Source organism: Pseudomonas chlororaphis subsp. piscium, assembly GCF_003850345.1.
Taxonomy (GTDB): domain Bacteria; phylum Pseudomonadota; class Gammaproteobacteria; order Pseudomonadales; family Pseudomonadaceae; genus Aquipseudomonas; species Aquipseudomonas piscium.
On sequence record NZ_CP027707.1, the window covers coordinates 6,516,883 to 6,531,185 of the forward strand.

Annotated in this window: 10 protein-coding genes and 1 pseudogene; 6 read left to right on the top strand and 5 right to left on the bottom strand. The window is 62.9% G+C overall.

Annotated elements, in window-relative coordinates:
- Positions 1 to 190: 190 nt before the first annotated feature.
- The 4 genes from mdtD to yccS all read left to right on the top strand — a co-directional run bounded on the left by mdtD (position 191) and on the right by yccS (position 6,891).
- The gene (gene mdtD, locus C4K38_RS29675; protein ID WP_053281223.1) at positions 191 to 1,618 is read left to right on the top strand and encodes a multidrug transporter subunit MdtD; all 1,428 of its coding nucleotides are present in this window, start codon (positions 191 to 193) and stop codon (positions 1,616 to 1,618) included.
- Positions 1,619 to 1,783: 165 nt separating this feature from the next.
- Complete coding sequence (gene dbpA / locus C4K38_RS29680; protein ID WP_230589677.1) at positions 1,784 to 3,121, top strand: ATP-dependent RNA helicase DbpA; 1,338 nt, start codon at positions 1,784 to 1,786, stop codon at positions 3,119 to 3,121.
- A gap of 171 nt (positions 3,122 to 3,292) precedes the next feature.
- Positions 3,293 to 4,471: a BaiN/RdsA family NAD(P)/FAD-dependent oxidoreductase gene (locus C4K38_RS29685; RefSeq protein WP_053281224.1), complete on the top strand. Its 1,179-nt coding sequence runs from the start codon at positions 3,293 to 3,295 to the stop codon at positions 4,469 to 4,471.
- 227 nt (positions 4,472 to 4,698) lie between these two features.
- Entirely contained in the window at positions 4,699 to 6,891 is a 2,193-nt protein-coding gene (yccS, locus tag C4K38_RS29690) for a YccS family putative transporter (protein WP_053281225.1), read from the top strand.
- Between the two features lie 74 nt (positions 6,892 to 6,965).
- Here yccS and C4K38_RS29695 read toward each other — a convergent pair whose 3' ends face one another.
- On the bottom strand, positions 6,966 to 7,703 hold the full coding sequence (locus C4K38_RS29695) for a substrate-binding periplasmic protein (protein WP_053281226.1): 738 nt from the start codon (positions 7,701 to 7,703) through the stop codon (positions 6,966 to 6,968).
- 275 nt (positions 7,704 to 7,978) lie between these two features.
- Here C4K38_RS29695 and C4K38_RS29700 point away from each other — a divergent pair, with 275 nt between their 5' ends.
- A complete protein-coding gene (locus tag C4K38_RS29700) occupies positions 7,979 to 8,431 on the top strand; it encodes a GNAT family N-acetyltransferase (RefSeq protein WP_053281227.1) in 453 nt (150 codons plus the stop codon).
- Between the two features lie 66 nt (positions 8,432 to 8,497).
- Here C4K38_RS29700 and C4K38_RS29705 read toward each other — a convergent pair whose 3' ends face one another.
- Genes C4K38_RS29705 through C4K38_RS29715 form a run of 3 tightly spaced genes read right to left on the bottom strand, consistent with a single transcriptional unit; the run spans position 8,498 to position 11,495 of the window.
- Positions 8,498 to 8,794 (bottom strand): winged helix-turn-helix domain-containing protein, encoded by a 297-nt coding sequence (locus C4K38_RS29705; protein ID WP_025807245.1) that lies wholly within the window; start codon positions 8,792 to 8,794, stop codon positions 8,498 to 8,500.
- A gap of 22 nt (positions 8,795 to 8,816) precedes the next feature.
- Positions 8,817 to 9,329, bottom strand: coding sequence for a M48 metallopeptidase family protein (locus C4K38_RS29710; protein ID WP_053281228.1), 513 nt, complete (start codon positions 9,327 to 9,329; stop codon positions 8,817 to 8,819).
- A 42-nt stretch (positions 9,330 to 9,371) separates the two neighbouring features.
- Positions 9,372 to 11,495, bottom strand: coding sequence for a putative bifunctional diguanylate cyclase/phosphodiesterase (locus C4K38_RS29715; RefSeq protein ID WP_053281229.1), 2,124 nt, complete (start codon positions 11,493 to 11,495; stop codon positions 9,372 to 9,374).
- A gap of 319 nt (positions 11,496 to 11,814) precedes the next feature.
- On the opposite strand from C4K38_RS29715, the gene C4K38_RS29720 reads away from it, so the two are divergent.
- Positions 11,815 to 12,486, top strand: coding sequence for a polysaccharide lyase family 7 protein (locus C4K38_RS29720; protein ID WP_053281230.1), 672 nt, complete (start codon positions 11,815 to 11,817; stop codon positions 12,484 to 12,486).
- A gap of 93 nt (positions 12,487 to 12,579) precedes the next feature.
- Here the strand turns inward: C4K38_RS29720 and tnpC are convergent.
- A pseudogene (tnpC, locus tag C4K38_RS29725) lies at positions 12,580 to 14,019 on the bottom strand (IS66 family transposase).
- Positions 14,020 to 14,303 lie beyond the last annotated feature (284 nt).

A 14,303-nucleotide genomic window follows, 5' to 3' on the forward strand; every position in this document is an offset into this window, starting at 1 on the left:
CCTGCGGGAGATTTACGCGCCTTTGTAGGAGCGAGGCTTGCCCGCGATGCGGTTGCAGGAGCAGCCGGTCGATGCTCGATTGCTCGCGATAACGCTTGGTCTTCGACATCGATGTTGAATGTCGCATCGTTATCGCGAGCAAGCTTCGCTCCTACAGGGAGATACGTGTTCACAACAAGAAAGAGGTCCCATGCCCAACCGTGCCGAGCTTGACGCCACCACCGCCCGCTGGCTGCCCTGGGTGGTGGCCATCGCCTTTTTCATGCAATCCCTCGACGGGACCATCCTCAACACCGCCCTGCCGGCCATGGCCCGCGACCTGGCGGAAGATCCGTTACGCATGCAGGGCGTGGTCATCGCCTACATGCTCACCGTGGCGTTGCTGATCCCCGCCTCCGGCTGGATCGCCGACCGCTTCGGCACATGCAAGATTTTCTTCGGCGCCATCCTGCTGTTCAGCATCGGCTCGCTGCTCTGCGCCCTGTCCAACTCCCTGAGCCTGCTGATTGGCGCCCGGGTGATCCAGGGCCTGGGCGGTGCCCTGATGCTGCCCGTCGGCCGGCTGGTAGTGCTGCGCGCCTACCCGCGTTCGGAACTGGTGCGGATCATGGGCTTCATCACCATTCCCGGGCTGCTTGGCCCGCTGATCGGCCCGACCATGGGCGGCTGGATGGTGCAGTACCTGACCTGGCACTGGATCTTCCTGATCAACCTGCCGGTGGGCGTGATCGGCTGTTATGCCGTCTGGCGCTTCATTCCCGACCTGCGCGGCAGCGAACGCACACGTTTCGACAGCCTGGGCTTTTTGCTGTTCGGCGCGGCGATGGTGCTGATCACCATCGCCATGGAGGGCCTGGGCGAACTGCACCTGCCGCACCTGCGGGTGATGTTGCTGCTGTTCAGCGGCCTGGCCTGCCTCGCGGCCTACTGGCTGCGGGCCGGGCACGTCGACAATCCGCTGTTCGCACCTTCGCTGTTCAAGGTGCGGACCTTCGCCGTGGGCATCCTCGGCAACCTGTTCGCCCGCCTCGGCAGCGGCGCCCTGCCGTTCCTGGTGCCGCTGCTGCTGCAACTGGCCCTCGGTTATTCACCGTCCCAGGCCGGGATGAGCATGCTGCCGCTGGCCGCCGCGGCGATGCTGGCCAAGTCCATCGCCCGTCCGCTGATCGAGCGCCTGGGCTATCGCATCGTCCTCACCGGCAACACGTTGGCGCTGGGGATCATGCTCGCCAGCATGGGCCTGGTCACGCAGCAGACGCCCTACCCGCTGCTGCTGGGCATGCTGGCGGTGCTGGGGGCGATCAACTCGCTGCAGTTCACGGCGATGAATACCGTGACCCTGATCGACCTCGACGACGCCTCCGCCAGCAGCGGCAACAGCCTGCTGTCGGTGGTGGCGCAACTGTCCCTGAGCCTGGGGGTGGCCTGCGCCGGCGCGCTGCTCGGCGGCTTCACCGCCGAAGTCGGCAACGATGGCGTGAACACCGTGCTCGGCGCCTTCCAGCTGACCTTCCTCACGGTGGGGATCATGGCGATGCTGGCGGCGGCGATCTTCCTGCAGCTGTCGCCCAAGGACGGCCGGCGGGCGAAAAAGGTCCAGGAGCATATCGAGCACTGATCACCCGCGGGGCCTGCATGCCTCTGCGGGAGTTCTGGCTACTTTTCGTCCAGAAATTGCAGGTAAAGGGAGCGGGACTGATACACTGCGCGACATTTTGTTTTGCAGGCCCGTCCCGTGACCACCATTGCCACCGCTTTTAATACTTTGCCGCTGTCCGCCGCCATGCTGGCTAACCTCGACTCACTCGGTTATGCCCAGATGACGCCGGTGCAGGCGCAAAGCTTGCCGGTGATCCTCAAGGGGATGGACCTGATCGCCCAGGCCAAGACCGGCAGCGGCAAGACCGCCGCGTTCGGCATCGGCCTGCTGAACCCGATCAATCCGCGCTATTTCGGTTGCCAGGCCCTGGTGATCTGCCCGACCCGCGAGCTGGCCGACCAGGTGGCCAAGGAAATCCGCCGCCTGGCCCGCTCCGAAGACAACATCAAGGTCCTGACCCTGTGCGGCGGCGTGTCCTTCGGTCCGCAGATCGCCTCGCTGGAACACGGCGCGCACATCATCGTCGGCACTCCGGGCCGCCTGTCCCAGCACCTGCGCAAAGGCTCGCTGAAGCTCGACGGCCTCAACACCCTGGTCCTCGACGAAGCCGACCGCATGCTGGACATGGGCTTCTACGACCCGATCGAAGAAATCATTGCCTACACCCCCGAGCGCCGGCAGACCCTGCTGTTCTCCGCCACCTACCCGGTGGGCATCAAGCAGCTTGCTTCCAAATTCATGCGCGACCCGCAGCAGGTGAAAGCCGAAGCCCTGCACGCCGACAGCCAGATCGAGCAGCGTTTCTACGAGATCTCGCCGGAAGAACGTATCGACGCGGTGGTCAAGGTGCTGAACCACTTCCGTCCGCAATCCTGCGTGGCCTTCTGCTTCACCAAGCAGCAGGTCCAGGAAACCGTCGACCACCTGACCGCCAAGGGCATGTCCGCGGTGGGCCTGCACGGCGACCTGGAACAGCGCGACCGCGACCAGGTTCTGGCGATGTTCGCCAACCGCAGCACCTCGGTGCTGGTGGCCACCGATGTGGCCGCCCGCGGCCTGGACATCGATGCCCTGGACATGGTGATCAACGTCGAGCTGGCGCGGGATTCGGAGATCCACATCCATCGCGTCGGCCGCACCGGCCGCGCCGGCGAGAAGGGCCTGGCGGTCAGCCTGGTGGCGCCGTCCGAAGCGCACCGCGCCCAGGCCATCGAGCAACTGCAGAAGTCGCCCTTGAACTGGGAACAGATCGACAGCCTGAAATCCCAGGGCGGCGGCCCGCTGCTGCCGGCCATGAGCACCCTGTGCATCGGCGCCGGGCGCAAGGACAAAGTGCGTCCGGGCGACATCCTCGGCGCCCTGACCGGTGAAGCCGGCATCCCCGGCACCCAGGTCGGCAAAATCGCGATCTTCGACTTCCAGGCCTATGTCGCCGTGGATCGCGGCATTGCCAAGCAGGCCCTGCAACGCCTGAACAGCGGCAAGATCAAGGGCCGTTCGCTGCGCGTGCGCATCCTGTAATACCACTGCAACCAATGCCTGTGCTTCTGTAGGAGCGAGCAGGCGGCGACCCAACTTGCCCGCGATCAGGGCACCGCGGTCTACCAGATACAACCGCGTCATTGTTCATCGCGGGCAAGCCTCGCTCCTACGGGAACGGGGTTGCCGCGACACTTGTGTGAGGACACCGTTTTGCGCTCTACCGAAGTCGTGATCATTGGCGCTGGCGCCGCAGGGTTGATGTGCGCGCTGACCGCGGCCGGTCGTGGCCGCCAGGTGATGCTGCTGGACCACGCCAACAAGGCCGGCAAGAAGATCCTCATGTCCGGCGGTGGGCGCTGCAACTTCACCAACATGTACACCGAGCCCGGCAACTTCCTCTCGCAGAATGCGCACTTCTGCAAGTCGGCCCTGGCCCGCTACACCCAGTGGGATTTCATTGGCCTGGTGGCGAAGCACGGCGTGCCGTACCACGAGAAAAAGCTCGGCCAGCTATTCTGCGACAACAAGTCCAGCGACATCCTCGGCATGCTGCTCGACGAGTGCGACCAGGTCGGCGTCCAGCTGCACCTGGACACCTCGATCCAGCAGATCGAGAAGCTCGACGCCGGCTACCTGCTGGAAACCACCCTCGGCCAGTTCCAGTGCGAATCCCTGGTGATCGCCACCGGCGGCCTGTCGATTCCGACCCTGGGCGCCAGCGGTTTCGGTTATCAGGTCGCCAAGCAGTTCGGCCATGAACTGCTGCCGACCCGCGCGGGCCTGGTGCCCTTCACCATCACCGACCAGCTCAAGGAGCTGTGCGGCGAGCTGTCCGGCACCTCGGTGGACTGCCTGGTGAGCTGCAACGACATGAGCTTTCGCGAGAACATCCTGTTCACCCACCGCGGCCTGAGCGGCCCGGCGATCCTGCAGATTTCCTCGTACTGGCAACCCGGCGACACGCTGGAGATCAACCTGCTGCCGGACCACGACGTGCCGGGCTGGCTGCAACAGCAGCAGGCCGAGCGTCCCAACAGCGAGCTGAAGACCCTGCTCGGCGAGATCTTCACCAAGAAGATGGCCGGCCTGCTGGCCGACAGCTGGTTCGTCTCCAAGCCGATGAAGCAGTACACCCACGCCGAGCTGGCGGACATCGCCAGCAAGCTGGCGAGCTGGCAGCTGGTGCCCGCCGGCACCGAGGGTTATCGCACCGCCGAGGTGACCCTGGGCGGCGTCGACACCCGCGAGGTGTCGTCCAAGACCATGGAATCGCTGAAGAGCCCGGGGCTGTATTTCGTCGGCGAGGTGCTGGACGTCACCGGCCACCTGGGCGGCTTCAACTTCCAGTGGGCCTGGGCGTCCGGCTACGCGGCCGCGCAGTACGTCTGATCCGCTTGCGAAGGCGCGAGTCTGGCCTTGCGACAGCGAACTGCCTGGGCAGGTCGATGGCGAATGTCAGAGCTTATCGCGGGCAAGCCTCGCTCCTACAGAAGCGGTCACGACAACCGATAGTTCAGGGAAGGAACAGAATTTGCTGTCGGATGTGACGACCCCATTGCGCGGTCGTCAATACTGGCTCAATTTAGCGGCATCGCCCCGGAAGGCTTTCTCACTTCATGTCATCGACCAGCTTTCGTCAGTCACTGCGGCGCCTTTGGGCGCTGGATAAATTCAGCTACAGCGTGCGGGTGTTCATCGCTCTGACTGGGAGCATGGCGCTGTGCTGGTACCAGGACGAAATGGCCTTGCTGATCCCCTTGTTCCTGGGGATTATCGCCAGCGCCCTGGCCGAGACCGACGACAGCTGGCAAGGCCGGATCAATGCCCTGGCCGTGACCCTGGTGTGCTTCAGCGTCGCCGCCCTTTCCGTCGAACTGTTGTTCCCCTACCCCTGGATCTTCGTCATCGCCCTGGCGCTGGCCAGCTTTGGCCTGACCATGCTCGGCGCCCTGGGCGAACGTTACGGGGCGATTGCCTCGGCGACCCTGATCCTGTCGGTCTACACCATGATCGGCGTGGACCAGCGCGGCGGCGCCGTCACCGACTTCTGGCACGAGCCGCTGCTGCTGGTGGCCGGCGCCGCCTGGTACGGCCTGCTGTCGGTGCTGTGGCAGGCGATGTTTTCCAACCAGCCGGTGCAACAGAGCCTGGCGCGCCTGTTCCGCGAGCTGGGCTATTACCTCAAGCTCAAGTCGTCGCTGTTCGAACCGATCCGCCAGCTGGACGTGGAAGCACGCCGGCTGGAACTGGCGCAGCAGAACGGCCGGGTGGTGGCGGCCCTGAACGCCGCCAAGGAAATCATCCTGCACCGGGTCGGCAACGGCCGGCCGGGCTCGAAAGTCAGCCGTTACCTGAAGCTGTACTTCCTCGCCCAGGACATCCACGAACGCGCCAGCTCGTCCCACTACCCCTACAACGCCCTGACCGATGCGTTCTTCCACAGCGACGTGCTATTCCGTTGCCAGCGCCTGTTGCGCCAGCAAGGCAAAGCCTGCCGGGCCCTGGGTGAATCCATCCAGCTGCGCCAGCCCTTCGTCTACGACGCCCGCTTCGCCGAGGCCCTGAGCGACCTGCACGCCTCCCTGGAACACCTGCGCATCCAGAGCAACCCGGCCTGGCGCGGCCTGCTGCGTTCGCTGCGGGCGCTGGCCGCCAACCTCGGCACCCTCGACCGCCTGCTCAGCGACGCCAGCAACCCCGACGCCCTCGCCGACGCCACCGACAGCAGCCTGCTGGACCGTTCGCCGCGCAACTTCAAGGACGTCTGGACCCGCCTGCGCACCCAGCTGACTCCGACGTCGCTGCTGTTTCGCCACGCCCTGCGCCTGCCCCTGGCCCTGACCATCGGCTACGGCATGGTGCACCTGATCCACCCGTCCCAGGGTTACTGGATCATTCTCACCACCCTGTTCGTCTGCCAGCCGAACTACGGCGCCACGCGGCGCAAGCTGGGCCAGCGGATCATCGGTACCGCCATCGGCCTGGTGGTCGCCTGGGCGCTGTTCGACCTGTTCCCCAGCCCGCTGGTGCAGTCGTTGTTCGCCATCGCCGCCGGGGTGGTGTTCTTTACCAACCGCACCACCCGCTACACCCTGGCCACCGCCGCCATCACCATCATGGTGCTGTTCTGCTTCAACCAGGTGGGCGACGGCTACGGGCTGTTGCTGCCGCGCCTGTTCGATACCCTGCTGGGCAGCCTGATCGCCGGCCTGGCGGTGTTCCTGTTCCTGCCGGACTGGCAGGGCCGACGCCTGAACAAGGTGCTGGCCAATACCCTGACCTGCAACAGCATCTACCTGCGGCAGATCATGCAGCAGTACGCGGCCGGCAAGAGCGACGACCTGGCTTACCGCCTGGCCCGGCGCAATGCCCACAACGCCGACGCGGCGCTGTCCACCACCCTGGCCAACATGCTGATGGAGCCTGGGCACTTCCGTAAGGAAGCGGACGTGGGCTTTCGCTTCCTGGTGCTGTCGCACACCTTGCTCAGTTACCTCTCCGGCCTCGGCGCGCACCGGGAAACCCAGCTGCCGGCGGAAGTCCGCGAGCACCTGATCGACGGGGCCGGGGTCAGCCTGGCCAGCAGCATCGATGAAATCGCCCAGGGCCTGGCGAACAAGCAACCGGTGGCAATCCAGAGCGATGCCGAAGAAGCCCTGGCCAACGAGCTGGAGCAGATGCCGGATGAGATCGATGAAAGCCAGCGCCTGGTGCAGACCCAGCTGGCGCTGATCTGCCGCCAACTGGGCCCCTTGCGGACCCTGGCGGCGCATCTGATCAAGGACACTGGCGAAGAACAGGCCGCGTAGCCGCTGTCGCAGGAGGCGCAAGCTTTCAAGCACGCCGCAGCCCAACCTGCGGCAGCAGCTTTAATGGCGCCGTTTTACATCCCGTGCTGGCGCAGCAAGCGGTCGTAGCTGCCGTCGGCTTTCATCGCCTCGATCTCCCGATCGAACTTCGCCACGATCTGCGCATGCTCGGGGTTCTTCAGGCTGACCAGGATATGCAGGCCGTTCTCGCTCAGGGAATTGGGCAGAAACTCCACCGCATTGCGCACCCGCGGCGACTCCCGCTCCAGGTAATAGCGAGCGACGTATTCATCCTCCAGGGTCAGCTTGACCCGGTCGGCCGCCAGCATGCGCACCGCCATCGCGAAGTTGTGCACCAGGACCTTCTGCAGTTCTGGATCGCTGTCGAAATCGGGGGCGTAGGCATAACCACGCACCACCGCGATGGGGTATTGGTGCAATTGCTTGAGGCTGGTGTATTCGATGGGTGCATCCTTGCGCCGGATAAAACGTACCCGATTGACCAGGTACTCCGAGGAGAACTGCCCCAGCTGGGTGCGCGCCTCATTGAACCAGGCATTCACCAGCACGTCGTAACGGCCCTCGCCGACGCCGAACAAGGCCCGCGCCCAGGGCACCTGTTCGAACTCGCTGGCGTAACCAGCCCGGGCCAGCGCGGTGCTGACGATGTCGGTGGCCAGCCCGCCGTTGACCAGCGTCGCATCCGTAAAGGGCGGCCAGGCGTCGGCCACCAATCGCAATTTTTCCGCATAAGCGCTCTGGCCCAGCAACAGCAATCCGATCAAAGCAAAAGCTCGATGCAATCGCGGCATGCTAAAAGATCCTTAGCGGGCGGACAGCCCTGCGTGTTTTTTTGCCCAGACTCGAGGTCCTGCGTCCGATGGACGGCCGCGACCCAGCTCCTAACAGTAGCTTATGGGCGCCACTGCACAGCGCTTCAACGCAGATTACACAAAGAAGACAGCCATGAACCAACGCGATGATGGCATTTTGACCTGTCTCACAGAAATGCCCCTGCGCTCCCAGGCAAGACAAGCCACCCGCCAGGCGCTTAACATCCGGGCACAGCTTTCCAAAGGATGAAACGATGACAATCGAATGGGTCTGCAAACACCACACCGATCTGGGCAAGGAGCAGTTGTACGCGATCCTGCAGTTGCGTACCGAAGTCTTCGTGGTCGAGCAGAAATGCGCCTACCAGGAAGTCGATGGCCAGGACCTGGAAGGCGACACCTGCCACCTGATGGCCTGGGACGATGACCAACTGGTGGCCTACCTGCGCCTGCTCGACCCGGTTTCCCAGGGTGGCGACGTGGTTATCGGTCGCGTGGTGATCGCCCCGCAGGCACGGGGCAAGGGGCTGGGCCATGAACTGATGGAGCACGCCCTGAAACAAGCGCAAAAACACTGGCCGCACATGCCGATCTATCTGTCGGCACAGGCGCATTTGCAGGGGTATTACGGGCGCTACGGCTTCAACGTGGTGGGCGAGGAATACCTGGAAGACGATATCCCGCATATCGGCATGCGCCGCAGCTGATATCGCGAGCGCGAGCCTGCTGCAGCCAGCAGGTTCGCATCCGCACCGACGGGCTGCCGAGCCCCCTCAGGGATACTCCAGCACCGCCTTGATCCGCGACAGGTTCGCCTCGATCCAGCCCTTGTCGATCGCGCCCCAGCTTTTGATCCGATAGCTGCCGGCATGATTGCGTGCGCCGTCCTGTTGCTCGAACTCACAGAGGATATCCAGATCCGCCAGGGCGGCGATGGTGTCCTGCGCCGTGCGCCGCGGCATGCCGGTCGCCTCGGTCAGGGCCGGGACGTTGCTGGCCAGGCCGCTGTCGATCAGGTAGGCCACGTACAGCCGACGGTAGAAACTGCTCTTGGTCTTGCTCACGTCCATCGCCCGCTCCTTGTGCCCAGGGTTACTCGGCCCCGCCCTGGCGCGCTTGCAAGTCGCGCCAGGTCAGGTAGACCCGCAGGTCGAATTCCAGTTGGTGATAGCCCGGCAGCATGTGCTCGCAGAGCTTGTAGAAGGCCTTGTTGTGCTCGCTTTCCTTGAAGTGCGCCAGTTCGTGGACGACGATCATGCGCAGGAATTCCGGCGCGGCCTCCTTGAACAGCGAGGCAATGCGGATTTCCTTCTTGGCCTTGAGCTTGCCGCCCTGGACCCGCGAGATCGTGGTGTGCAGGCCCAGGGCGCGGTTCGTCAGGTCCAGGCGGTTGTCGAACAGCACCTTGTCGATGGCCGGGGCATTGCGCAGGTACTCCTGCTTCAACTCCAGGGCATAGCCGTACAGCGCCTTGTCGCTCTGCACTCCATGTTTGCCGGGGTAACGCTGGCTCAGGTAGTCGCCCAGCCGCCCTTGTGCGATCAGCTGGCGCACTTGTTCTTGCAGGGTGGCGGGATAGGCCTGGAGGTATTTCAACGCGGTCATGGGGCGGCAACGCAATCACGAAAGGCCGCCAGTGTAGCGAATTCAACCCGGCAACGCGCTCCAGTCGAAGGGCTCGGCGAAGCGCTCGGCATCCGCGGCGATCAACGGCCGTGCCACCAGGAAACCCTGCACGTACTCGCAGCCGTTGGCCTGCAGCCAGCGGTACTGCTCCAGGGTTTCCACGCCTTCGGCGATCACCAGCACACCGAACGCCTTGCACAGGTCGATCACACAACGCGCCAGCGTCGCGTCCCGCGTCGAGCCCGGCAGCCTGGCGATCAGGTGGCGGTCGAGCTTGAGGGTATCGAGCTCCAGGTCCCGCAGGTGGGCCAGCGAACAGGCGCCCGAACCGAAGTCGTCCAGCGCCACCCGTACCCCGAGACTGCGCAACAGGCGCAGCTGCTTGCGCGACTCATCGAGGTTCTGGGTCAAGGCGTCCTCCGTGACCTCTACCTCCAGCTGCTGCGGTTCCAGGCCATGCCGCTCCAGGACCTGGCGCAGTTCGGTGGCCAGGTTCGGCATGGCGAACTGGGTGCCGCTCAGGCTCACGGCCAACACGGTCTGCTCGGCGAACAGCGTTTTCCAGGACGCCCGCTGGCTCGCGCTCTGCTGGTAGATCCAGCTGCCCAGGCGACTGATCAGCCGCGCCTCCTCCAGCAGCGGCAGAAACAACCCCGGCGGCACATCGCCGACGCTCGGATGCCGCCAGCGCAACAAGGCTTCAAAACCGCGCAGACGCCCATCGGCAATCGCCACCTGGGGCTGATACACCAGGTTGAACTCCTTGCGCTCGACCGCGCTGCGCACACTTTCCTCAAGCATCAGCCGCGAGCGGGCACGGCCATTCATTTCGTGGTCGTAATAACGGTATTGCTGGCGCCCGGCACGCTTGGACTCATACATGGCGATGTCCGCCGCGCGCATCAGGCCATCCAGGTTGGAACCGCAGTCGGGGTAGATGGCGATGCCGATGCTGGCCCCCAGGGCGACATCCAGGCCGTCAATCTGCTGACAGATGGATATCCGCTCGATGAGCTTCTCGGAAATCTTCGCCGCCTGTTCCGGGAACTCCAGTTCCAGCAAGGCGGTGAACTCATCGCCGCCCATGCGCGCCAGGATATCGAAGGAGCGCAGGCAGGCCTTGATCTGCTCGGACACCCAGCGCAGCACCCGGTCCCCCGCGTCGTGCCCGAGGGAGTCGTTGACCCGCTTGAAACCATCCAAGTCCAGGTACAGCAGCACCAGCGACTTGTCCGTGCGCTCGCTGCGCAACAACACGCTTTCCACAGTCTGGTAGAAGCCGCGCCGGTTGAGCAGGCCGGTCAGCGGATCGGTCACCGCCTGGTACTCCAGTTGCTGATGCAGGTGGCGGACTTCCGACATGTCGAGCAGGGTCACCACCATCGCCTTCTGTTCGCTCGGCAGCGGCGCGCAGGACAACGCCACCGACACCTGCTGGCCCGGGACGGTACGCAAGGTGGCGTCGTGCAGGCGGTAGGTCTCGCCCTTGCGATAGCTGGCAAACAGCTCGGATTCGGCCCACTGCGGCACATGGGGCTTTTGCAGATAGTCGAGCAGCGCCGAGCCCTCCAGCTCGCTCACCGGGGCGTTGAGCAAGCGCGAGATCGCCGGGTTGGCGAAACGGACGATCCCACCTTCGTCCACCACCAGAATCCCTTCCGCGGCGTTGTCCAGCACCGAGGCGTTAAAGGCCCGGGCATTCTCCAGGTCGTGACTCAGGCGCTGCAACGCGCGGCGATTGCGCTGCTGTTCCAGCAACGCCTGGACCTTGGGCTTGAGGATCTGCGGGTCGAACGGCTTGAACAGGTAATCCACCGCGCCGCTGGCGTAGCCCTTGATCACGGCGTCCTTGGACTGCTCGTTGGCGGTCAGGAAAATGATCGGGGTCAGGCGGGTTCGCTGGCTGCCGCGCATCAGGCGAGCCACTTCGAAACCGTCCATTTCCGGCATCTGCACATCCAGCAACACCAGATCGATGTCGTGTTCCAGTAACAGACCCAGGGCCTCGACGCCCGAGGCGGCGGTCATGACCTGCCAGTCGTGGCGCTGCAAGAGTGCGCGCATGCTGAGCAGGTTTTCGGGGTAATCATCAACAATCAGTAAGACCGAGCTGGCTTCACCTGGCCGAGTTTGCGCGCATTCCATGCTGCTTCTCTTGTCTGTGTAGGGCCGGCCTGCGAAGAAGACCGGACAAAAACTGAGCCTTCACTCTAGACCCGGATCCTGCAAAGCAGAAGCTGTCACAGCGCCATCACTTAACCAAAGCCCCAGGCTCCCGACTAACGGTCAGCCCCCATAGTGATGAAACCGGTGGAGGCATTTTTTCGACAGATGGTTGACGCCAATTATCCGCCGGACGGGCATTAACAAATACGCCTTCTACGCTTATAAAGATCGCCTTCAAAAGCGCAGGCTAAAGCCTTTGTCGGCTTTTCATCCGGCATCAAATCGGGAAGCTTTGACTATGATCGACCTCGCAACCTGGAATCTGAGCATTCCCGAAGGCAGTCCACCGGCGACCATCGACACCCCCAAACTGGTGGATGGCTTCAAGGATCAGTACTTCCATTCCGACACCGGCACCCTGTTCTTCTGGTCGCCCGTCACCGGCTCCCGCACCGCCAACGCCATCTACCCGCGCAGCGAGCTGCGTGAAACCTACTCCAACGGCACCCTGAAGAACTGGACCTACCCGGAAGCCGACAACCTGCTCTACGCCACCCTGGCGGTGAACCAAGTGCCATCCACGGGCAAGATCGTCATCGGCCAGATCCACGCCTACAACAGCACCAAGCCCCTGGTGAAGGTCGAGTACCAGTACAAGACCACCACCCAGAGCGGCAACATAGTCGCCAAGGTCCGCATGCGTCCGGACGATACCGAAAGCCGGGTGATCATCGTCGCCGAGAACGTGCCACTGAACCGGGAGTTCTCCTACCTGATCCACCTGAGCCCGGGCGGCGCCCTGGGCGTCAGCGCCGCGGGCTACCAGTGGGACACCCAGCTCAGCAGCACCTGGCGCGACAAGCCGCTGTACTTCAAGGCCGGGGTGTACGTGCAGGACAACACCGGCTACACCAGCGAAGGCGGCAAGGTGACCTTCTACAAGCTGGATATCGATCACAACACGATCTGATGGCGTAGGTGTAGGAGCGAGCTTGCTCACGATGAGGGTGGATCATTCGTATGCGATCCATGAAGCACACTTACCGCCAAATGCGCTTCCCGTTTACTGTGGCATTTCCGGTGAGCAGTTCCACGGCAACAACGCTTCGTAGTCGGCTACCGACCGCGAGTGGGGCAGCCGCTCCAGTACGTGGCGCGGCCACGTATACGGCTCTTGGCCATTGACCTTGGCGGTCTCGACCAAACTGTAGATCTGCGCGCTGGCGGTGGCGCCCTTGGGCGTATCGCTGAACTGCCAAGTCTTGCACCCGATCACAAACGGCTTTATTGCGCGCTCTGCTCGGTTGTTGTCAATCGGTAAAAAACCAGCCTCAACGTAGCGCTCCAGCCGGCTCCAGTTGCTGGCCAGATAATTAACGGCTTTGCCCAGCACGCTTTGCGGCGTGACCTGTGGCTGCGTTTTATCCAGCCAGTTTTTCAACTGAGCCAGGATCGGCAGGCTCTTTTCCTGTCGGCTGATAAATCGCTGCTCATCGCTGATGTCTTTCAGTTCACGCTCGATTCCATACAGCTTATTGATCATCGTCAGCGCGATATCCGCTCGCCTGTTTTACCTTTGGGCTGCACTTTTTGTGCATCGACGAACTTGCGGCGCACATGCGCCATGCACGCCAATCGCTCAACACCGGGCTGCAACGCCAACGCGTTGTAACCCGCGTAATCATCGGTCATCACGTAGCCGCGATAACTTTTCGGCAGGCGCAGCGGTACGTCTTGCGCACGGCTGGAGGTGTAGTCGAACAGCACGACTTTTCGATCCGGTGGCCCGCTGGCCTGCACCCACATCCATGATTGACTGGTCGGGTCTCGATCAGGCCCTTTAAGGACCTGAACGCGGGTTTTATCGCAGTGGATGACCAGGCTTTCCAGCAACCGATCGCGCATCAGACTCAACAGCGGTTGCAGGTGCTCACCGCACTGGATGATCCAGCGGGCAAGAGTCTGACAGGGGATTTCTATGCCATGTCGGCTCAGCACCGTTTCGAAACGATGCAGCGGCAAGCCATCGACATACCTGGTGGTCAGCAGCATCGCCAGCACGCTCGGACTGGCCATACTCTTTTCGACTAACTGAGCAGGTTTGCCAGCGGTGACCGGAGTCATTTCACAACCACGGCAACCGCAGGCACAGGTCAATTCGTGCTCGGGCAGTTCATGGATGACTTCGATACGCGGCAAGTCCGCCAACAGTGGCTTGCGCTTGCTTGGTCGGGGCAACGACTTCCTCATCCTCGGCGCCTTCGACGACGAGCATTGGCTCGCTTTCAGGCTCGTTGAACAGCGCCAGTTGCGGCATATTGGGTTCAGATTTGCGACCAAATATGTGGTCGCGTAAGAGCTTGATCTGTTCTTTCAGATCAACGATGTGAGTCGCGCAAGCTTCTTTGACTTCCTGATCACGTGCGCGCGCTTCTTAAATATCAAGCAGCATCTGCTTGAGAAGCACGGGGTCATCAGGAAGGTGGTCGGGCAAGGATCGCACCCGTCAGACAACGAATCTTGGAGACAAAACCTGATGAGGACGGTTGCGCCACAGGTCAAACCCGTCGAACAACCAATTCAATTCCTGGACACTCAACACGATGGCTTGGTCGGTGGCATCTGGTCGCATCATGGCGGATGGGCTCCAGAAAAATTCAGGAGTACAGCATCCGAGATCAGATGGCGGCTTTGAATGTGGGGTTCATGGCGCGCTTACTACGAAACGCGCAACCGACCCGATACGTTTGGAACGCAAAGGGAGAGGAAGTTTTGAACAAGATCCGG

Bases quoted from the DNA above. Each gene is read 5' to 3' on its own strand.
- mdtD (WP_053281223.1), top strand. From the start codon at position 191: ATGCCCAACCGTGCCGAGCTTGACGCCACCACCGCCCGCTGGCTGCCC.
- C4K38_RS29720 (WP_053281230.1), top strand. From the start codon at position 11,815: ATGATCGACCTCGCAACCTGGAATCTGAGCATTCCCGAAGGCAGTCCA.
- yccS (WP_053281225.1), top strand. From the start codon at position 4,699: ATGTCATCGACCAGCTTTCGTCAGTCACTGCGGCGCCTTTGGGCGCTG.
- C4K38_RS29700 (WP_053281227.1), top strand. From the start codon at position 7,979: ATGACAATCGAATGGGTCTGCAAACACCACACCGATCTGGGCAAGGAG.
- dbpA (WP_230589677.1), top strand. From the start codon at position 1,784: ATGCTGGCTAACCTCGACTCACTCGGTTATGCCCAGATGACGCCGGTG.
- C4K38_RS29695 (WP_053281226.1), bottom strand. From the start codon at position 7,703: ATGCCGCGATTGCATCGAGCTTTTGCTTTGATCGGATTGCTGTTGCTG.
- C4K38_RS29710 (WP_053281228.1), bottom strand. From the start codon at position 9,329: ATGACCGCGTTGAAATACCTCCAGGCCTATCCCGCCACCCTGCAAGAA.
- C4K38_RS29715 (WP_053281229.1), bottom strand. From the start codon at position 11,495: ATGGAATGCGCGCAAACTCGGCCAGGTGAAGCCAGCTCGGTCTTACTG.
- C4K38_RS29705 (WP_025807245.1), bottom strand. From the start codon at position 8,794: ATGGACGTGAGCAAGACCAAGAGCAGTTTCTACCGTCGGCTGTACGTG.